The organism is Pseudomonas sp. 9.1(2019), assembly GCF_009910445.1.
In the GTDB taxonomy this organism is placed as follows: Bacteria; Pseudomonadota; Gammaproteobacteria; order Pseudomonadales; family Pseudomonadaceae; genus Aquipseudomonas; species Aquipseudomonas paraversuta.
This window is the reverse complement of the sequence record NZ_VBWF01000005.1, coordinates 1-20,967: the sequence shown is the minus strand read 5'-3', so window position 1 is coordinate 20,967 and position 20,967 is coordinate 1. Positions and strand designations below refer to the sequence as shown.

17 protein-coding genes, 4 tRNA genes and 1 rRNA gene are annotated in these 20,967 nt (G+C 54.1%); all 22 read right to left on the bottom strand.

The window, feature by feature from the left end:
* Positions 1 to 9: 9 nt before the first annotated feature.
* The 22 genes from rplC to rrf all read right to left on the bottom strand — a co-directional run bounded on the left by rplC (position 10) and on the right by rrf (position 20,817).
* A complete protein-coding gene (rplC, locus tag FEZ21_RS06025; RefSeq protein WP_003444377.1) occupies positions 10 to 645 on the bottom strand; it encodes a 50S ribosomal protein L3 in 636 nt (211 codons plus the stop codon).
* Between the two features lie 81 nt (positions 646 to 726).
* Entirely contained in the window at positions 727 to 1,038 is a 312-nt protein-coding gene (gene rpsJ, locus FEZ21_RS06020) for a 30S ribosomal protein S10 (protein ID WP_003186070.1), read from the bottom strand.
* A 143-nt stretch (positions 1,039 to 1,181) separates the two neighbouring features.
* Positions 1,182 to 2,375 carry an elongation factor Tu gene (tuf, locus tag FEZ21_RS06015; protein WP_003444379.1) on the bottom strand — a complete coding sequence of 398 codons (1,194 nt, stop codon included), beginning with the start codon at positions 2,373 to 2,375 and terminating at the stop codon, positions 1,182 to 1,184.
* Between the two features lie 35 nt (positions 2,376 to 2,410).
* Positions 2,411 to 4,516 (bottom strand): elongation factor G, encoded by a 2,106-nt coding sequence (gene fusA / locus FEZ21_RS06010; protein WP_003444381.1) that lies wholly within the window; start codon positions 4,514 to 4,516, stop codon positions 2,411 to 2,413.
* Between the two features lie 30 nt (positions 4,517 to 4,546).
* Positions 4,547 to 5,017 (bottom strand): 30S ribosomal protein S7, encoded by a 471-nt coding sequence (rpsG, locus tag FEZ21_RS06005; protein ID WP_003444383.1) that lies wholly within the window; start codon positions 5,015 to 5,017, stop codon positions 4,547 to 4,549.
* A 123-nt stretch (positions 5,018 to 5,140) separates the two neighbouring features.
* Positions 5,141 to 5,512: a 30S ribosomal protein S12 gene (gene rpsL, locus FEZ21_RS06000; protein ID WP_002555494.1), complete on the bottom strand. Its 372-nt coding sequence runs from the start codon at positions 5,510 to 5,512 to the stop codon at positions 5,141 to 5,143.
* Between the two features lie 216 nt (positions 5,513 to 5,728).
* Complete coding sequence (rpoC, locus tag FEZ21_RS05995; protein ID WP_003444386.1) at positions 5,729 to 9,928, bottom strand: DNA-directed RNA polymerase subunit beta'; 4,200 nt, start codon at positions 9,926 to 9,928, stop codon at positions 5,729 to 5,731.
* Between the two features lie 64 nt (positions 9,929 to 9,992).
* Positions 9,993 to 14,066, bottom strand: a complete 4,074-nt coding sequence (gene rpoB / locus FEZ21_RS05990; RefSeq protein ID WP_003444388.1) for a DNA-directed RNA polymerase subunit beta — start codon at positions 14,064 to 14,066, stop codon at positions 9,993 to 9,995.
* A 220-nt stretch (positions 14,067 to 14,286) separates the two neighbouring features.
* Positions 14,287 to 14,652 (bottom strand): 50S ribosomal protein L7/L12, encoded by a 366-nt coding sequence (rplL, locus tag FEZ21_RS05985; RefSeq protein ID WP_003444390.1) that lies wholly within the window; start codon positions 14,650 to 14,652, stop codon positions 14,287 to 14,289.
* 80 nt (positions 14,653 to 14,732) lie between these two features.
* Entirely contained in the window at positions 14,733 to 15,233 is a 501-nt protein-coding gene (gene rplJ, locus FEZ21_RS05980) for a 50S ribosomal protein L10 (protein WP_003444392.1), read from the bottom strand.
* A gap of 195 nt (positions 15,234 to 15,428) precedes the next feature.
* A complete protein-coding gene (gene rplA, locus FEZ21_RS05975) occupies positions 15,429 to 16,124 on the bottom strand; it encodes a 50S ribosomal protein L1 (protein ID WP_003444394.1) in 696 nt (231 codons plus the stop codon).
* Positions 16,124 to 16,555 carry a 50S ribosomal protein L11 gene (gene rplK / locus FEZ21_RS05970; protein WP_003444395.1) on the bottom strand — a complete coding sequence of 144 codons (432 nt, stop codon included), beginning with the start codon at positions 16,553 to 16,555 and terminating at the stop codon, positions 16,124 to 16,126. The genes rplA and rplK overlap by 1 nt, the downstream gene beginning before the upstream one ends.
* Before the next feature lie 116 nt (positions 16,556 to 16,671).
* The gene (gene nusG, locus FEZ21_RS05965; protein WP_003444397.1) at positions 16,672 to 17,205 is read right to left on the bottom strand and encodes a transcription termination/antitermination protein NusG; all 534 of its coding nucleotides are present in this window, start codon (positions 17,203 to 17,205) and stop codon (positions 16,672 to 16,674) included.
* A gap of 9 nt (positions 17,206 to 17,214) precedes the next feature.
* Positions 17,215 to 17,583 carry a preprotein translocase subunit SecE gene (gene secE / locus FEZ21_RS05960; RefSeq protein ID WP_003444399.1) on the bottom strand — a complete coding sequence of 123 codons (369 nt, stop codon included), beginning with the start codon at positions 17,581 to 17,583 and terminating at the stop codon, positions 17,215 to 17,217.
* 45 nt (positions 17,584 to 17,628) lie between these two features.
* Positions 17,629 to 17,704 (bottom strand) — tRNA-Trp (locus FEZ21_RS05955).
* 249 nt (positions 17,705 to 17,953) lie between these two features.
* Positions 17,954 to 18,029 (bottom strand) — tRNA-Thr (locus FEZ21_RS05950).
* Between the two features lie 26 nt (positions 18,030 to 18,055).
* Positions 18,056 to 18,129: transfer RNA gene (locus FEZ21_RS05945), tRNA-Gly, on the bottom strand.
* Positions 18,130 to 18,154: 25 nt separating this feature from the next.
* Positions 18,155 to 18,239, bottom strand: a tRNA-Tyr gene (locus FEZ21_RS05940).
* A gap of 143 nt (positions 18,240 to 18,382) precedes the next feature.
* Complete coding sequence (locus FEZ21_RS05935; RefSeq protein ID WP_010655449.1) at positions 18,383 to 18,826, bottom strand: hypothetical protein; 444 nt, start codon at positions 18,824 to 18,826, stop codon at positions 18,383 to 18,385.
* 7 nt (positions 18,827 to 18,833) lie between these two features.
* Positions 18,834 to 19,577: a pantothenate kinase gene (locus tag FEZ21_RS05930; RefSeq protein ID WP_010655448.1), complete on the bottom strand. Its 744-nt coding sequence runs from the start codon at positions 19,575 to 19,577 to the stop codon at positions 18,834 to 18,836.
* Complete coding sequence (birA, locus tag FEZ21_RS05925; protein ID WP_160626663.1) at positions 19,567 to 20,514, bottom strand: bifunctional biotin--[acetyl-CoA-carboxylase] ligase/biotin operon repressor BirA; 948 nt, start codon at positions 20,512 to 20,514, stop codon at positions 19,567 to 19,569. Before birA ends, FEZ21_RS05930 begins: the two co-directional genes overlap by 11 nt.
* Positions 20,515 to 20,701: 187 nt before the next feature.
* A 5S ribosomal RNA gene (rrf, locus tag FEZ21_RS05920) occupies positions 20,702 to 20,817 on the bottom strand.
* Between the last annotated feature and the right edge of the window lie 150 nt (positions 20,818 to 20,967).

Below are 20,967 nucleotides of genomic sequence, written 5' to 3'. Positions count from 1 at the left end.
AGCTTCCCCTTAACCGCGAGCCTTGGCCGCCGGACGTACAACCAGGTTGCCGCCAGTAGCGCCAGGAACAGCACCTTTGACCAACAACAGATTGCGTTCAGCGTCGACGCGCACTACTTCGAGGGACTGCACGGTCACGCGCTCAGCGCCCATATGACCGGACATTTTTTTGCCCTTGAATACACGACCAGGAGTCTGGCACTGGCCAATAGAGCCCGGGACGCGGTGGGAAACGGAGTTACCGTGAGTGTTATCTTGGCCACGGAAATTCCAACGCTTGATCGTACCCTGGAAGCCTTTACCTTTGGACTGACCGGTCACATCGACCATCTGACCTGCGGTGAAGATTTCAGCGTTGATCAGATCGCCTGCCTGGTACTCGCCTTCTTCAAGGCGGAATTCCATTACGGTACGACCAGCTGCAACGTTTGCTTTAGCGAAGTGACCCGCCTGAGCAGCAGTTACACGCGAAGCGCGACGCTCGCCGACAGTGACTTGCACTGCACGATAGCCATCGGTTTCTTCAGTTTTGAACTGGGTGACGCGATTCGGTTCGATCTCAATGACCGTGACCGGAATGGAGACACCTTCTTCGGTGAAAATACGGGTCATACCGCATTTACGACCGACTACACCAATAGTCATGTTGTAAACCTCATGAGTGTACGGGGCTTTCACCCGCTATGGCCGCCCATTTCAGAGCGTTACACGACTAAGACCCAAGTCTTAGCCGAGGCTGATCTGCACTTCCACACCGGCCGCAAGATCAAGCTTCATAAGTGCATCAACGGTTTTATCCGTTGGCTGGACGATGTCCAGTACGCGCTTATGAGTACGGATCTCGTACTGGTCACGCGCGTCTTTGTTGACGTGCGGGGAGACCAGAACGGTGAACCGCTCTTTACGGGTAGGCAGTGGAATTGGACCACGCACTTGAGCACCAGTACGTTTCGCGGTTTCCACGATTTCCTGGGTTGATTGGTCGATCAGGCGATGGTCAAAAGCCTTCAACCTGATACGGATTTGCTGATTTTGCATTGGATTTCAGACTCCAGATTGCTATTCCCACCGAGCGCAATACGCCCGTTAAAAGGAGGCGCAATTCTATAGACGACCCCAGTAGGTGTCAACTCAATAAAAAAAGCCCCCGCTGAGCGGGGGCTTTTTCAGGCAATCATCACTTACGCGATGATTTTGGCTACAACGCCAGCGCCAACGGTACGACCGCCTTCACGGATTGCGAAACGCAGACCGTCTTCCATTGCGATGGTTTTGATCAGGGTGACAACCATTTTGATGTTGTCGCCTGGCATTACCATTTCAACGCCTTCCGGCAGTTCGCAGTTACCGGTCACGTCAGTGGTCCGGAAGTAGAACTGTGGACGGTAGCCTTTGAAGAACGGAGTGTGACGACCGCCTTCTTCTTTGCTCAACACGTACACTTCAGCTTCGAAGGTAGTGTGTGGCTTAACCGAACCCGGCTTAACCAGAACCTGGCCACGCTCTACGTCGTCACGCTTGGTGCCGCGCAGCAGCACGCCGCAGTTCTCGCCAGCACGACCTTCGTCGAGCAGCTTACGGAACATTTCAACGCCGGTGCAGGTGGTAACAGTAGTGTCACGCAGACCAACGATTTCCAGCGGATCTTGAACGCGAACGATACCGCGCTCGATACGACCGGTTACAACAGTACCGCGACCCGAAATCGAGAATACGTCTTCGATTGGCATCAGGAACGGCTTGTCGATAACACGAACTGGATCCGGAATGTAAGTATCCAGAGTTTCAACCAGTTTACGAACGGCAGTGGTGCCCATTTCGTTGTCGTCTTTGCCTTCCAGCGCCATACGAGCAGAACCGATGATGATCGGAGTGTCGTCGCCCGGGAAGTCGTAAGTGCTCAGCAGATCGCGCACTTCCATCTCAACCAGTTCCAGCAGCTCAGCGTCGTCTACCAGGTCAGCCTTGTTCAGGAAGACCACGATGTACGGAACGCCAACCTGACGGGACAGCAGGATGTGCTCACGAGTTTGTGGCATCGGACCATCAGCGGCCGAACAAACCAGGATCGCGCCGTCCATCTGGGCAGCACCGGTGATCATGTTCTTCACATAGTCAGCGTGACCTGGGCAGTCAACGTGAGCGTAGTGACGGATCAGCGAGTTGTATTCAACGTGCGCAGTGTTGATGGTGATACCACGAGCTTTTTCTTCTGGCGCGCTGTCGATTTTATCGAAGTCAACGATGGCCGAACCGAAAATCTCGGAGCAAACACGAGTCAGAGCTGCGGTCAGCGTGGTTTTACCATGGTCAACGTGACCGATAGTGCCAACGTTGACGTGCGGTAGGGAACGATCAAATTTTTCTTTAGCCACGACAATTAACTCCTTGCCTAAAGGACTGAACTAAATCAGCCTTGTTTTTTAGTAACAGCTTCGACGATGTGCGACGGAGCTGTATCGTATTTTTTGAATTCCATAGAGTAGCTTGCGCGACCCTGAGACATGGAACGAACGTCGGTCGCATAACCGAACATTTCACCCAACGGAACTTCAGCACGAATTACTTTGCCGGAGACCGTATCTTCCATACCCTGGATCATGCCGCGACGACGATTCAAGTCGCCCATCACGTCACCCATATAGTCTTCAGGTGTAACAACCTCTACCGCCATGATCGGCTCAAGCAACTCACCGCCACCTTTGGAGGCCAGTTGCTTGGTAGCCATGGAAGCAGCCACCTTAAACGCCATCTCGTTGGAGTCGACGTCGTGGTAAGAACCATCAAACACGGTAGCCTTCAGGCCGATCAGCGGATAGCCGGCAACAACACCGTTCTTCATCTGCTCTTCGATACCCTTCTGGATAGCCGGGATGTATTCCTTAGGAACCACACCACCTACCACTTCGTTCACGAATTGCAGACCTTCCTGACCTTCGTCAGCAGGAGCAAAACGGATCCAGCAGTGACCAAACTGGCCACGACCGCCGGACTGACGAACGAACTTGCCTTCGATCTCACAGCTCTTCGTGATGCGCTCACGATACGAAACCTGAGGCTTACCGATGTTGGCTTCGACGTTGAACTCACGGCGCATCCGGTCAACCAGGATGTCCAAGTGCAGCTCGCCCATGCCAGAAATGATCGTTTGACCAGTTTCTTCATCAGTTTTTACGCGGAAAGATGGATCTTCCTGAGCAAGTTTGCCCAGAGCGACACCCATTTTTTCCTGGTCATCTTTGGTCTTTGGCTCAACGGCAACCGAAATAACCGGCTCCGGGAAGTCCATACGAACCAGGATGATTGGCTTGTCAGCGTTGCACAAGGTTTCACCAGTGGTGACGTCCTTCATGCCGATCAAGGCCGCGATGTCACCAGCGCGTACTTCCTTGATCTCTTCACGGGCGTTTGCGTGCATTTGCACCATACGACCCACGCGCTCTTTCTTGCCTTTAACCGAGTTGATTACGCCGTCGCCGGAGTTCAACACGCCCGAGTAAACTCGAACGAAGGTCAAGGTACCCACGAATGGGTCGGTAGCGATCTTGAACGCCAGAGCCGAGAACGGCTCGCTGTCGTCTGCATGACGCTCCAGTTCGATAGTCTCGTCATCCGGGTCAGTACCCTTGATGGCAGGAATATCGGTAGGTGCAGGCAGGAAGTCGATAACGGCGTCGAGAACCAGGGGAACACCCTTGTTCTTGAAGGAAGAACCGCAAACAGCCAAGACGATCTCACCAGCGATAGTACGCTGACGCAGAGCAGCCTTGATTTCTTCGATGGTGAATTCTTCACCTTCGAGGTACTTGTTCATCAGCTCTTCATTGGCTTCGGCAGCAGCCTGAACCATGTTGTCGCGCCATTCGTCAGCCAGTTCCTGCAGTTCAGCAGGGATAGGCTTACGAACAGGAACCATACCTTTGTCAGCATCGTTCCAGTAAACAGCTTCCATGTTGATCAGATCAATCTGACCCTGGAAGTTGTCTTCAGAACCGATAGCCAGCTGGATTGGAACCGGAGTGTGACCAAGACGCTTCTTGATCTGCTCAATCACGCGCAGGAAGTTAGCACCGGCACGGTCCATCTTGTTTACGTAAACAAGACGCGGAACGCCGTATTTGTTGGCTTGACGCCATACGGTTTCCGACTGAGGTTCAACACCCGAAGTACCGCAGAACACAACAACCGCGCCATCGAGTACACGCAGGGAACGTTCAACTTCAATAGTGAAGTCAACGTGGCCCGGGGTATCGATTACGTTGAAGCGATGCTCGTCTTTGTACTGCTTGGCAGAACCTTTCCAGAAGGCGGTAATAGCAGCAGAAGTAATGGTAATACCACGCTCCTGCTCCTGAACCATCCAGTCTGTGGTCGCGGCGCCATCATGCACCTCGCCCATCTTGTGACTTTTGCCAGTGTAAAAAAGGACGCGCTCGGTGGTGGTGGTTTTACCAGCATCCACGTGAGCAACGATACCAATGTTACGGTAGCGGTTAATCGGTGTAGTACGAGCCATAAAGCCCTCGCAAAATGAGTAGCGCTGAAATTAGAAGCGGTAGTGCGAGAAAGCTTTGTTAGCTTCAGCCATACGGTGCACGTCTTCACGCTTCTTAACTGCTGCGCCCTTGCCTTCAGCAGCATCCAACAGTTCGCCAGCCAAGCGCAGAGCCATAGACTTCTCGCCGCGCTTGCGGGCGAAGTCTACCAACCAGCGCATTGCCAGGGCGTTACGACGGGACGGGCGAACTTCGACCGGAACCTGGTAAGTAGCACCGCCTACACGGCGCGACTTCACTTCGACCAGCGGAGCGATGGCGTCGAGAGCTTTCTCGAAGATTTCCAGGGGATCGCTGTTCTTGCGTTCTTTAACCTTGTCCAGCGCGCCATAAACGATACGCTCGGCAACGGCTTTCTTGCCGCTTTCCATCACGTGGTTCATGAACTTGGCCAGGATTTGGCTTCCGTATTTTGGATCGTCAAGCACATCGCGCTTGGCTGCTACGCGTCTTCTTGGCATGGATAAGCCCTCAAACGGTCTTCAGGTTAGCTCGGAACCATTACACCCAGAGGATGCACGTCCGACCTTACTCTTATCGACTCAGAAAAAAAGAAATCTGCATTATTTACAAGCGACCGAAAACTACTTCGGCTTCTTGGTACCGTACTTCGAACGACCCTGGTTACGACCTTTAACACCGGAAGTATCCAACGAACCGCGAACGGTGTGATAACGAACACCTGGCAAGTCTTTTACACGACCGCCACGAATCAGTACCACGCTGTGTTCTTGCAGGTTGTGACCTTCACCACCGATGTACGAGGAAACCTCGAAACCGTTGGTCAGGCGCACACGGCATACTTTACGCAGTGCCGAGTTAGGTTTTTTCGGCGTAGTTGTATACACACGGGTGCATACGCCACGACGTTGCGGGCAGTTTTGCAGCGCAGGCACGTCGGATTTCTCGACGATACGCTTACGCGGCTGACGTACCAGCTGGTTGATAGTTGCCATCTACTAGCTCCACTGTTGTCTTGCGACGCTATTGTCTTGCAAGAAAAGCAAAATGGCAGGAACGAATTCCCGCCAAATTTAGGGGTACAAGAGTCTAAAGAGGATCTTGTCCCCAGTCAAGGCAAGGCCCCGACCTTCCCACTCATCTAACCAAGACAAAATGTCTCGATTCGATGAACGGAACGACCGGGGCCTACCTTTCAATCAGCTCAGAACTCAGTTACCGCTCGAGTTCAGTGCTTCGGTCAGTGCAGCTTCCACTTCACTGGCGCTTACGCGCAACGGTTTGTCAGCCTCACGACGACGCTTGCGCTCGCTGTGGTATGCCAGACCGGTACCAGCCGGGATCAAACGACCCACGACCACGTTTTCTTTCAGGCCGCGCAGGTAATCGCGCTTGCCGGTTACCGCTGCTTCGGTCAGTACGCGGGTGGTCTCTTGGAAAGAGGCCGCGGAGATGAACGATTCAGTCGACAACGACGCCTTGGTGATACCCAACAGAACGCGAGTGAACTTGGACACGAACTTGTCTTCGTTGCCCAGGCGCTCGTTCTCGACCAGTACATGCGTCAACTCCATCTGGTCGCCCTTGATGAAGGTGGAATCGCCAGACTCGGCAATCTCAACTTTACGCAGCATCTGACGCAGAATGGTCTCGATGTGCTTGTCGTTGATTTTTACGCCTTGCAGACGGTAAACGTCTTGAATTTCGTTAACGATGTACTTGGCCAACGCACTCACACCCAGCAAACGCAGGATGTCGTGTGGATCGCTCGGACCGTCGGAGATAACTTCGCCGCGGTTCACTTGTTCGCCTTCGAAGACGTTCAGGTGACGCCACTTTGGAATCAGCTCTTCGTACGGATCAGTACCGTCGTTCGGAGTAATGACCAGACGGCGCTTGCCCTTGGTCTCTTTACCGAACGCGATGGTGCCGCTGACTTCAGCCAGAATCGAGGCTTCTTTCGGACGACGGGCTTCGAACAAGTCAGCAACCCGTGGCAGACCACCGGTGATGTCTCGAGTTTTCGAAGTTTCTTGCGGAATACGAGCGATAACATCACCGATCGCGATTTCCGCACCATCCGCTACACCGACCAGGGCGTTCGCCGGCAGGAAGTACTGGGCCGGTACGTCGGTACCTGGCAACAGCAGATCCTTGCCATCAACACCAACCATCTTGACGGCTGGACGGATGTCCTTGCCGGCAGCTGGACGGTCTTTGGCATCAAGTACTTCAATGTTGGTCATACCGGTCAATTCGTCAGTCTGACGCTTGATCGTGATGCCTTCTTCCATGCCCACGTAGGTCACGGTACCTTTCATTTCGGTAACGATTGGGTGAGTGTGCGGATCCCACTTGGCTACGATAGAGCCAGCGTCGACCTTGTCACCTTCTTTAACCGAAATCACGGCACCGTACGGCAGCTTGTAGCGCTCGCGCTCACGACCGTAGTCATCAGCGATTGCCAGCTCACCGGAACGGGATACTGCTACCAGGCAACCATCTACCCGCTCAACGTGCTTCAGGTTGTGCAGACGGACAGTACCGCCATTCTTCACCTGAACGCTGTCAGCAGCAGAGGTCCGGCTAGCCGCACCACCGATGTGGAACGTACGCATGGTCAGCTGTGTACCCGGCTCACCGATCGACTGGGCAGCGATTACGCCGACAGCTTCACCGATGTTCACCTGGTGACCACGGGCCAGATCGCGACCGTAGCACTTGGCACAGATACCGAAGCGGGTTTCGCAGCTGATTGGCGAGCGTACGATTACTTCGTCGATGCTGTTCAGCTCGATGAATTCAACCCACTTCTCGTCGACCAGGGTGCCTGCAGGAACGATAACTTCATCGGTACCCGGCTTGAATACGTCACGGGCGATTACTCGACCCAGTACGCGCTCACCCAACGGCTCAACAACGTCACCGCCTTCAATGTGCGGAGTCATCAGCAGACCGTGTTCGGTCCCGCAGTCGACTTCAGTCACAACCAGATCCTGCGCAACGTCTACCAGACGACGCGTCAAGTAACCGGAGTTAGCAGTTTTCAAGGCGGTATCCGCCAGACCCTTACGAGCACCGTGAGTAGAGATGAAGTACTGAAGTACGCTCAAACCTTCACGGAAGTTCGCAGTAATCGGCGTTTCGATGATGGAGCCATCCGGCTTGGCCATCAGACCACGCATACCGGCCAGCTGACGGATCTGCGCTGCAGAACCCCGTGCGCCGGAGTCGGCCATCATGTACATCGAGTTGAACGACTCTTGCTCAACCTCAACGCCGTGACGGTCAATAACCTTCTCTTTCGAGAGGTTCGACATCATTGCCTTGGAGACTTCGTCGTTAGCTTTCGACCAAAGGTCGATTACTTTGTTGTACTTCTCGCCCTGTGTTACCAGGCCCGAGGCGTACTGACTTTCGATCTCTTTCACTTCATCGGTTGCAGCCGCGATGATGCGGGCTTTTTCATCCGGGATAACGAAGTCGTTAACACCGATGGAAACGCCGGAAATGGTCGAGTAAGCAAAACCGGTGTACATCAACTGGTCAGCGAAAATCACGGTCTCTTTCAAACCAACCACGCGGTAGCACTGGTTGATCAGCTTGGAGATCGCCTTTTTCTTCATCGGCAGGTTGACGACATCGTACGACAGACCTTTTGGCACAACCTGGTACAACAAGGCACGGCCGACAGTGGTGTCGACAATACGAACGTTGCTCACGCTGCCGCCGTCACGGTCGTTGACGGTTTCGTGGATACGCACTTTGACCTTGGCGTGCAGTGCGGCTTCGCCGGCACGGAACACACGGTCAACTTCCTGCAGATCCGCGAACACACGACCTTCGCCTTTGGCGTTGATCGCTTCACGCGTCATGTAGTACAGACCCAATACAACGTCCTGCGACGGAACGATGATTGGCTCACCGTTGGCTGGCGACAGAATGTTGTTGGTCGACATCATCAACGCACGCGCTTCCAGCTGGGCTTCCAGCGTCAGCGGTACGTGCACGGCCATTTGGTCGCCGTCGAAGTCGGCGTTGTACGCAGCACAGACCAACGGGTGCAGCTGGATAGCCTTACCTTCGATCAGTACCGGTTCAAACGCCTGGATACCCAGACGGTGAAGGGTCGGTGCACGGTTGAGGAGAACCGGGTGTTCGCGAATGACTTCTGCGAGAACGTCCCAAACCTCTGGCAATTCGCGCTCAACCATTTTCTTGGCGGCTTTGATGGTGGTCGCGAGACCGCGCATTTCAAGCTTGCCGAAGATGAACGGCTTGAACAGCTCGAGAGCCATTTTTTTCGGCAGACCGCACTGGTGCAGACGCAGGGTCGGACCTACGGTAATTACCGAACGACCCGAGTAGTCAACACGCTTACCGAGCAAGTTCTGACGGAAACGACCCTGCTTACCCTTGATCATGTCAGCCAGGGATTTCAGAGGACGCTTGTTGGAACCGGTGATAGCGCGGCCACGACGGCCGTTGTCGAGCAATGCGTCGACCGCTTCTTGCAACATACGCTTTTCGTTACGCACGATGATGTCCGGAGCGGACAGATCAAGCAGGCGCTTCAAGCGGTTGTTACGGTTGATCACTCGACGATACAGATCGTTGAGGTCGGAAGTCGCGAAACGACCACCATCCAGCGGAACCAAAGGACGCAGATCTGGCGGCAGAACCGGCAGAACGGTCAGTACCATCCACTCCGGAAGGTTGCCGGAGCCCAGGAAGGCTTCCATCAACTTCAGGCGCTTGGACAGTTTCTTGATTTTGGTTTCGGAGTTGGTTTGCGGAATCTCTTCGCGCAGACGGCCAATCTCGTGTTCCAGATCGATAGCGTGCAGCAGTTCACGGACAGCTTCAGCACCCATACGGGCATCAAAGTCGTCGCCGAACTCTTCCAGCGCTTCGAAGTACTGCTCATCGTTCAGCAGCTGACCTTTTTCCAGAGTGGTCATGCCCGGATCGATAACGACATAGCTCTCGAAGTAGAGAACGCGTTCGATATCACGCAGGGTCATGTCCATCAGCAAGCCGATACGGGACGGCAGCGATTTCAGGAACCAGATGTGAGCAACCGGCGATGCCAGTTCAATGTGAGCCATGCGCTCGCGACGGACCTTGGCCAGTGCGACTTCAACGCCACACTTCTCACAGATCACACCGCGGTGCTTCAAGCGCTTGTACTTACCGCACAGGCACTCGTAATCCTTAACCGGGCCAAAGATTTTGGCGCAGAACAGGCCGTCACGCTCAGGCTTGAACGTACGGTAGTTGATGGTTTCCGGCTTTTTAACTTCACCGAACGACCACGAACGGATCATCTCAGGCGATGCCAATCCAATACGGATGGCGTCGAACTCTTCGACTTGACCCTGGTTTTTCAGCAAATTCAGTAGGTCTTTCAAGGCCTTTCCTCCTGGCGGAGCAGAGAGCGGGCAATACCGCCCCACTCTCGATTCACGTCACGTGTTATTCGGTTTCCAGATCGATATCGATGCCGAGGGAACGAATTTCTTTGATCAACACGTTAAAGGACTCGGGCATGCCCGGCTCCATACGGTGATCGCCGTCCACGATGTTTTTGTACATCTTGGTACGACCGTTCACATCATCCGACTTCACTGTGAGCATTTCTTGCAGAGTGTATGCCGCGCCGTAAGCTTCCAGCGCCCAAACCTCCATCTCCCCGAAACGCTGACCACCGAACTGTGCCTTACCACCCAGCGGCTGCTGGGTAACCAAGCTGTAAGAACCGGTAGAACGAGCGTGCATCTTGTCGTCTACCAAGTGGTTCAGCTTCAGCATGTACATGTAGCCAACAGTAACCGGACGTTCAAACTGGTTGCCGGTACGGCCGTCAGTCAGCGTCATCTGGCCGCTGTCCGGCAGATCTGCCAGGCGCAACATTGCCTTGATTTCGCTTTCCTTGGCACCGTCGAACACCGGGGTAGCCATCGGCACACCGCCACGAAGGTTCTTCGCCAGGTCCAGGATTTCCTGGTCGGAGAAGTCATCCAGGCTTTCTTGACGACCGCCAATCTCGTTGTAGATCTCATGCAGGAACTTGCGCAGGTCAGCAACCTTGCGCTGCTCTTCAATCATGAGGTTGATCTTCTCGCCCAAACCTTTGGCTGCGAGGCCCAGGTGAGTTTCGAGAATCTGACCAACGTTCATACGCGAAGGTACGCCCAACGGGTTGAGGACCACATCCACCGGGGTGCCATTGGCATCGTACGGCATGTCTTCAACCGGCATGATCACGGAGACCACACCTTTGTTACCGTGACGACCAGCCATCTTGTCACCCGGCTGGATGCGACGACGGATTGCCAGGTAAACCTTGACGATTTTCAGCACGCCCGGAGCCAGGTCATCGCCCTGCTGCAGTTTGCGCTTCTTGTCTTCGAACTTGTCGTCCAGCAGACGACGGCGATCGATGATGTAAGCCTGGGCTTTTTCAAGCTGCTCGTTCAGAGCATCTTCAGCCATGCGCAGTTTGAACCACTGACCATGCTCAAGACCGTCCAGGACCTCATTGGTGATTTCCTGGCCTTTCTTCAGACCGGCTCCACCTTCGGCAATACGGCCGACCAGTGCAGAGCGCAGACGTTCGAAAGTGGCGCCTTCAACGATGCGGAACTCTTCGTTCAGATCCTTGCGGATCTCGTCCAGCTGGGTCTTCTCGATGGACAGTGCACGAGCATCACGCTCAACGCCGTCGCGAGTGAAGACCTGCACGTCGATGACAGTACCTTTGGTACCGGTAGGTACACGCAGGGAGGTGTCTTTAACGTCGCTGGCTTTTTCACCGAAGATTGCACGCAACAGCTTCTCTTCCGGAGTCAGCTGGGTCTCGCCTTTCGGAGTGACCTTACCTACCAGAATGTCGCCCGCGCCAACTTCAGCACCAACGTAAACGATACCGGCTTCGTCCAGTTTGTTCAGTGCAGCTTCACCCACGTTCGGGATGTCTGCAGTGATCTCTTCAGGCCCAAGCTTGGTGTCACGTGCCACACAGGTCAGTTCCTGGATGTGGATCGTGGTGAAGCGATCTTCTTGAACAACCCGTTCCGACAAGCAGATGGAGTCTTCGAAGTTGTAACCGTTCCAGGCCATGAACGCGATGCGCATGTTCTGACCCAGAGCCAGCTCACCCATATCGGTGGACGGACCGTCGGCCATGATGTCGCTGCGCTGCACTCGATCACCCTTGCGAACCAGCGGACGCTGGTTAATGCAGGTGTTCTGGTTGGAGCGGGTGTATTTGGTCAGGTTGTAGATGTCAACACCGGCTTCGCCAGTTTCTACTTCGTCATCTGCAACACGTACCACGATACGGCTTGCATCAACGGAGTCGATCACGCCACCACGACGAGCCACGACGCAAACGCCGGAGTCACGGGCTACGTTACGCTCCATGCCGGTACCAACCAGCGGCTTGTCAGCGCGCAGGGTAGGTACAGCTTGACGCTGCATGTTCGAACCCATCAACGCACGGTTGGCGTCATCGTGCTCGAGGAACGGAATCAACGACGCTGCAACCGACACAACCTGCTTCGGCGAAACGTCCATCAGGGTGACGTCTTCCGGCGCCTTGACGGTGAATTCGTTCAAGTGACGAACAGCTACCAGCTCGTCGATCAGGACTTTCTTGTCGTTCATCGTGGCCGAGGCCTGAGCGATCACGTGATCAGCTTCTTCGATGGCGGACAGGAATACGATCTCGTCGGTGACCAGAGCGTCTTTCACCACGCGGTACGGGCTCTCAAGGAAGCCGTACTGGTTGGTGCGCGCATAGGCGGCCAGGGAGTTGATCAGACCGATGTTCGGACCTTCCGGCGTTTCAATCGGGCATACACGACCGTAGTGAGTCGGGTGTACGTCACGAACTTCAAAGCCTGCACGCTCACGCGTCAGACCGCCCGGGCCCAGTGCAGATACACGGCGCTTGTGGGTGATCTCGGACAGCGGGTTGTTCTGGTCCATGAACTGCGAGAGCTGGCTGGAACCGAAGAACTCTTTCACCGCCGCAGCCACTGGCTTGGCGTTGATCAGGTCTTGCGGCATCAGGCCTTCGCTTTCAGCCATCGACAGACGCTCTTTGACCGCGCGTTCAACACGCACCAGGCCAACGCGGAACTGGTTTTCAGCCATTTCGCCTACACAGCGAACACGACGGTTACCCAGGTGGTCGATGTCATCGACGATGCCTTTACCGTTACGGATGTCGACCAGAGTCTTCAGTACCGCGACGATGTCTTCTTTGCACAACACGCCCGAACCTTCGATCTCGGTACGACCGATACGACGGTTGAACTTCATCCGGCCGACCGCAGACAGGTCATAGCGCTCAGGGCTGAAGAACAGGTTGTTGAACAGAGTCTCGGCAGCGTCTTTGGTTGGCGGCTCGCCTGGACGCATCATGCGATAGATCTCGACCAGCGCTTCCAATTGGTTGCTGGTGGAGTCGATCTTCAGAGTGTCGGAGACGAACGGACCGCAGTCGATATCGTTGGTGTACAACGTTTCGATACGAACAACCTGGCTCTTGGCGACTTTCGCCAGAATCTCGGTGGTCAGCTCGGTGTTGCACTCAGCAATGATTTCGCCGGTAGCCGGATGCACGATAGCCTTGGCCGTTGTGCGACCCAGGACATAGTCCAGAGGCATAACGAGCTCTTTGATACCGGCTTTTTCCAGCTGGTTGATGTGACGAGCAGTAATACGACGACCTTGCTCGACAATCACCTTGCCTTTGTCATCGGTAATATCGATGGCCGCAATTTCACCGCGCAGGCGATGAGGTACCAGTTCCAGGCTGATGCTTTCGCCCTGAACGTGGAATACGTTGGTGGTGTAGAACGCGTCCAGCACCTGCTCAGTCGTATAACCCAGCGCGCGCAGCAGTACCGATGCAGGCAGCTTGCGACGACGGTCAATACGGACGAACACGCAGTCTTTCGGATCGAACTCGAAGTCCAACCACGAACCGCGGTAAGGAATGATACGCGCGGAATAAAGCAGTTTACCGGAGCTGTGCGTCTTGCCGCGGTCGTGGTCAAAGAACACGCCCGGGGAACGGTGCAACTGGGAAACGATTACACGCTCGGTACCATTGATTACAAAGGTACCGTTTTCAGTCATCAGGGGGATTTCACCCATGTAGACTTCTTGCTCTTTGATGTCCTTGATCGCTTTGTTCGACGATTCTTTGTCGAAAATGATCAAACGAACTTTTACCCGCAAAGGTACGGCGTAAGTTACACCGCGCAACACGCATTCTTTAACATCAAATGCCGGCTCGCCCAAGCGATAACCGACGTACTCCAGCGCAGCATTGCCGGAGTAGCTGATGATCGGGAAAACGGATTTGAAGGCCGCATGCAGGCCCACGTCGCGGAACTGATCTTTAGTCGCTCCCGCCTGCAAGAATTCACGATACGAATCCAGCTGGATTGCCAAGAGATACGGCACATCCATGACGTCCGGCAACTTGCTAAAGTCCTTGCGGATACGTTTTTTCTCAGTATATGAGTAAGCCATCAGCGTTCCCCAGCTTGGTCACCTGCTTGTTTGGCCTCTCCCGACGGGAGCAGCCAGAAAATCGTGCAAACCCCTTGGTTTGCTCCACCGCACAGGGTGGTTACAGCACGTTAGAGGCGCCGACCCAGTCGGCAGCCAATAACGGAAAAAGGCCGGTGGCAAGAGCCACCAGCCATCAGCCTTCTGCTTAACGCTTGGGCTGGAGACGCAAGGTCGAGGCTTACTTCAGCTCGACTTTAGCGCCTGCTTCTTCCAAGGCAGCCTTGGCTTTGTCAGCTGCGTCTTTCGCAACAGCTTCCAGAACAACGCTAGGAGCGCTGTCTACTACTGCCTTGGCTTCTTTCAAGCCCAGACCAGTCAGCTCGCGAACAGCCTTGATCACGTTAACTTTCTTCTCGCCAGCTTCCAGCAGCATGACATTGAATTCAGTTTGCTCTTCAACAACAGCAGCGGCAGCAGCAGGACCAGCAGAAGCAGCAGCAGCGGAAACGCCGAATGCTTCTTCCATTGCCTTGATCAGCTCAACGATTTCCAGAACGGATTTCGAACCGATTGCGTCGATGATTTCTTGAGTAGTCAGAGACATGACTATAAATTCCTGTATTGGGGTGACAGCCTAGGCGGCTATCGAAATAAACAATAAACGCTGAAAGGAGTAGCTCAGCCTTAGGCTGCAGCAGCTTCTTTCTGGTCGCGAAGTGCCGCCAGAGTACGAGCCAATTTGCTGGTAGCGCCTTGAATCACGCTCATCAGCTGAGAAATTGCTTCGTCACGGGTCGGCAGACTTGCCAGTACGTCGATCTGATTAGCTGCGAGGAACTTGCCCTCGAACGCAGCTGCCTTGATCTCGAACTTATCCTGACCTTTAGCGAACTCTTTGAACAAACGGGCAGCAGCACCTGGATGTTCGTTGGAGAATGCGATCAAGGTCGGGCCGGTGAACACGTCGTTGAGAACACTGTATTCAGTGTCAGCAACAGCGCGCTTGAGCAGGGTGTTACGTACAACACGTACGTAAACGCCAGCTTCACGAGCCTCTTTACGGAGTCCGGTCATAGCGCCTACTGTCACGCCGCGGGCATCAGCCACAACAGCAGACAGGGCAACTTTGGCAGCCTCGTTGACTTCAGCGACGATGGCCTTCTTGTCTTCGAGTTTAATTGCCACGGGTTTAACTCCTGCTTGTTACCGTTTCATCTGGCCTGAGCCGGATGTCGTTTTGGTGTCTGATTCGGTAAGGAACCGGGAGCACCATCTGCGTAGGCTTGAGGTTTAAGGCTTTCGCCGCCTACGGTCTTGGATAGCCCCCGCCAGGCAGGGACCCCAATCTTTCATTGGCGCGGCAAGCCACGCCAATTTGTCTTACGCGTCCAGAGAACCCTGGTCGATGACCAGGCCCGGGCCCATAGTGGTGCTCAGGGTAACGCGCTTAACGTAAATACCTTTCGAGGAAGCTGGCTTGATACGCTTCAGATCAGCGATCAGGGCTTCAACGTTTTCCTTCAGCTTGACGGCATCAAAGCCGATCTTGCCAACGGAAGTGTGAATGATACCGTTTTTGTCAGTGCGATAACGAACCTGACCAGCTTTTGCGTTCTTAACCGCAGTAGCTACGTCTGGAGTTACAGTACCAACCTTAGGGTTAGGCATCAGACCACGTGGACCAAGGATCTGACCCAGCTGACCTACAACACGCATTGCGTCCGGGGATGCAATAACTACGTCATAGTTCAGGTCGCCGCCTTTCATTTCGGCAGCCAGGTCGTCCATACCAACGCGATCAGCGCCGGCAGCCAAAGCAGCTTCAGCAGCTGGACCCTGGGTGAACACAGCTACACGTACAGTCTTGCCAGTGCCGTGTGGCAGCACAGTAGCGCTACGAACAACCTGGTCAGATTTACGTGGGTCTACGCCCAGGTTAACAGCGATGTCAAAAGACTCGCTGAACTTGACAGTGGACAGCTCAGCCAGCAAAGCAGCAGCGTCTACAAAGTTGTAAGACTTGCCAGCTTCAATTTTACCGGCGATTGCCTTTTGACGCTTAGTCAGCTTAGCCATTACACACCCTCCACGTTAAGGCCCATGCTACGAGCAGAACCGGCGATGGTACGCACGGCTGCTTCCATATCAGCTGCAGTCAGATCCGCGTTTTTGGTTTTCGCGATTTCTTCCAGCTGAGCACGGGTAACAGTGCCAACCTTAACGGTGTTTGGACGAGCGGAACCGCTAGTCAAACCGGCAGCCTTCTTCAGCAGAACCGAAGCAGGAGTCGATTTGGTTTCGAATGTGAAGCTACGGTCGCTGTATACAGTGATGATCACTGGAGTCGGCAGGCCAGCTTCAATACCCTGAGTACGGGCGTTGAAAGCCTTGCAGAATTCCATGATGTTCACACCGTGTTGACCCAAAGCTGGGCCGACAGGTGGGCTTGGGTTGGCCTGAGCGGCCTTCACTTGCAGCTTGATGTAAGCGGTAATCTTCTTGGCCATGAGGCACTCCAATTACGGGTTCAGACGCCTAGAAAGGCTCCCCGGTTACTTGCGCGTTTATCCCAGTGACGACAAAACCCCACAGCCTAAGCCATGGGGTTGGGATTCGTGTTCAGCTAGACCTTTTCGACCTGGCTAAACTCTAGCTCTACCGGAGTAGAGCGACCGAAAATGAGCACTGCCACTTGGATGCGACTCTTTTCGTAGTTAACTTCTTCGACGGTGCCATTGAAATCAGCGAACGGGCCATCGGTGACACGAACAACTTCACCTGGCTCGAACAGTGTTTTCGGCTTGGGCTTGTCGCTACCATCAGCAACACGACGCAGAATTGCTTCTGCCTCTTTATCGGTGATTGGCGCCGGTTTATCGGCGGTACCACCAATGAAGCCCATTACGCGAGGGGTATCCTTGACCAAGTGCCAAGTCCCTTCGCTCATGTCCATTTGTACCAGCACATAGCCAGGGAAGAACTTGCGTTCGCTTTTGCGTTTCTGGCCATTACGCATTTCAACCACTTCTTCAGTGGGAACCAGAATTTCGCCGAAGCCTTCTTCCATGCCTGCCAGCTTAATACGCTCAATCAAAGAGCGCATAACATGCTTTTCGTAACCCGAATAAGCATGCACTACGTACCAACGCTTAGCCACGGGACACCCTTAGCCAACAATCAAGGAAACGAGCCAGCCGAGCAGGGAATCTAAACCCCACAACAGCAACGCCATAACTAGAACAACAGCCACCACGATCAACGTGGTCTGCGTAGTTTCTTGGCGAGTTGGCCATACGACTTTACGAATCTCAGTACGAGCTTCCTTCACCAAGACAGAGAACGACTTGCCTTTTGCCGTCTGCAAGCCCACATAGGCAGCAACAGCAGCAATCACAAGAAGTGCAATGACACGATACAGGATCGGCGAACCAGAATAATACTGATTCCCAACAACGCCAACCACCACAAGAGCAACCACTACAAGCCACTTGAGGAGATCGAAGCGAGAGCCTTGAACTTCAGCCTTGGGAGTCATCTAAGAGGATCCTGTGAAAAGAAAGCCAGACGCAATGAGCGAATCTGGCAGGTCAGGAGGGAATCGAACCCCCAACCTACGGTTTTGGAGACCGTCGCTCTGCCAATTGAGCTACTGACCTAAAACATTATCGAGCCGCGAATTATGCAGGCACGAGAGAGACTTTTCAACAACCAATGCAATTACTTTTGCCTCAAGCCTGGCAACACCAAACTTACGACCCTGTGAACAGCAGAATGCGAGCTGATCACAACAGTAACACCAACCAGAGCAGCGACACCCGAAACACCTGGCACCACCGGCAAACACTCCGGACAGGCTATGCACCTGTTAAAACAAAGGCAGATATTTTCATATCTGCCTTGTTATATGGAGCTCTTGAGCGGATTTGAACCGCTGACCTCACCCTTACCAAGGGTGTGCTCTACCAACTGAGCTACAAGAGCAAAACACATCGCAAAAACAGCAAGACTGGAGCGGGTGGCGGGAATCGAACCCGCATCATCAGCTTGGAAGGCTGAGGTTCTACCACTAAACTACACCCGCAAATCTTGCTATTCGAGCTTAAATATGGTGGAGGGGGAAGGATTCGAACCTTCGAAGTCGTAGACGTCAGATTTACAGTCTGATCCCTTTGGCCGCTCGGGAACCCCTCCTAAGCGAGGCAGAATTCTACATCATTCTACCCTTCTGTCAAGCACTTTCTTCAAGTAATTCAGGAAGTTAGCAACTTGACTCACTTCACACTTCAAAGCCTGTTTGGCGTTCACTGTGGAGCGGGCGCCATTCTATGCAAAGATCAGGGTAGCTGCAAGCCCTCACAGTGCATTTTTTTGAGTTTTAACTCATTGAATTCATTAGCAAGGTTCTGCAACAGCATTTCATTGACCCTGGCGCTGCTCTCGGGATTGATTTGAATGGCATATCCAGCCAAATCCCCCGCAGCGACATCGGCTCTTTGCGTACGGATATCCATATCGGCGAGCCTGCGCTGGACCCTGTCCAGCTGATCCTCACTGGAGATATTCCCCAGGTAGACACACTCCGCACCCGCCCCAGATGCAGCCTGGGGCTCAGCGACGGCTAACGAGGGGCGAGCCTCGCTGAGCAGACTGATACCCTGCTGACTCCCCTTGTACAACGACAATGAAACAACCTCCTTGGCCCTGACAGGCGCCTCTTGCTGATGCCATATGTAATAGAAAACATTCAGAACAACCAGCAACAGAAACAGCCAACGCATAAGAACCTCAGGAGAAGGGACAAGCTACAGCCAAGCCGACAAATACAAGATCCGGCACCAATCGGGCGCCCGGGACCATATCGCTCACCAGGCTAGCGTCACCTCCCGTGAGAAAAACCTCAAACTCTTGCCCCCAGTAATCACGCGCCAATTCCAACTGGGTCAAGACAAATCCCCGCATCATCAACAAGCATCCACGCTCTACGGCCTCAGCCGTTGTACGACCAGGAGCCCGTAAAAGCAGTGCCTGCTCGGCAGAAAAATCGTCATATCTGATTCGTCGCGTGTGCGTGCGCAGCTGATCGCGCATCAAGGGCATTCCCGGGCAAATAAAGCCACCTAAATGGCTGCCATCTGGCGCGACAAAATCTGCCGTTACAGCGGTGCCAAAATCCAGGACCAGACACGCACCCTTTGCCAACTCATATCCACCGACGAGAGCAAGCCAACGATCCAGCCCCAAGCGGGAAAAATCTTCGTAACCATTGCTCACACCCGAAACGCTCCTGGCCGGCATGGCGCATGCAACCCCGACCCCGAAAGCCGAGGCTATGCCAGCTACCAGGCTGGCGGTCTCTTCATCGGTACGCACGCTAACCAGGCGACACTGGACGACACTCAATGCAGGAACAGCTCGCACCGAAGCTATCAGACCGATATCGGAATCTACGACCCCTCCACCAGCGACTCTGCCACCATCGAGCACACGCCACTTTATAAAGCTGTTGCCGCAGTCCAGTTCAAGAATCATGGCGCAACCTCAGGCTAAGCTCGCCACCGCTAAACACCTTCTCCTCGCCCTCTACGCGCAAGCGAAGCGCACCCTGCTGATCAATACCCATGACCGTCCCATCCACCTGATGCACTCCAGCAATCAACGACACTTCACGCCCTTGCCACAAATGATTGCTCTCCCACTCTGCCTGGATCGCTGCAAACCCGGACGACTCATGGCGCTTAAGGTATGTGAGCAAACTCTGATTAAGGCTGGACACCAGCGAATTACGGTTTATGGCTTTGCCAGACTCCAGAAAAACCGAGGTCCATGCCTGATCCACCTCACTGGCGACCCGCATATTGGCATTGATACCAATACCAATCACCAGGTGACAGACATCGGCAGGATCACCCACCAGCTCAAGCAAAATTCCGGCGATCTTTTTATTTCCGACCAACACGTCATTTGGCCACTTGAGCCCCGCCCTCTCGATACCCTTTTCTCGAAGAGCACTCAAAACTGCCAAGCCGACCACCAGGCTGAGGCCTTCTAGCTGGCGCATGCCGCCGTCCATCCGCAGAACCAGACTGTAATAAATATTCTCTGCGAAAGGGCTGACCCACTTGCGCCCCCTACGTCCCCGCCCAGCAAGTTGACGTTCAGCCAGAATGACAAAGGGAGCAGTCTGACCGCGATCAATGGCGCGCAAGGACTCGGCATTCGTTGAGTCAAGGGATTCATGTATAGAGACTGGCCAGGGGCCGGCAGCCATTTGTTCGTGCTCGAGCAGCTCGAGAGGAGCTGCCAGCTGGTAGCCACGACCACGAACCTTGTGAATCGACAAGTTCAATTCTGACTCCAGGTGCTGAAGCTGTTTCCACACAGCACTACGGCTGACGCCGAGCGCAGCTCCCAGCGCCTGCCCTGAATGAAATCGACCATCTTTGAGTAGTTTCAACAACGTCAGCATGCAAGTACCGCCTCACAATCAGGCACGCATAATAGCCATGAGCAGCGCTATTGCATAGAAAGCCCGAGAGTTGTCGCAAGCCAAAATCCACCTGTAGAAACGCTTTGTGCAGGCGTTGCACCGATGTTTTTTCGGCACAAAAACAAACCCCCTGTCTGCGTGAGCAGACAGGGGGTTTGGAATTTAATCTTGACGATGACCTACTCTCACATGGGGAAACCCCACACTACCATCGGCGATGCATCGTTTCACTTCTGAGTTCGGGATGGGATCAGGTGGTTCCAATGCTCTATGGTCGTCAAGAAATTCGGTAGCCAGCGCGTTTACCTTGCGGTCAACGTTCCAGCGAATGGGTATGTAATAGATTTGTGTGTTGTGCAAACTTTCGGTTTGTATCGTCTTCACACACCGCAACTTGTCTGTTCTTGTCACCAAGAACGCAAATTGCTTGGG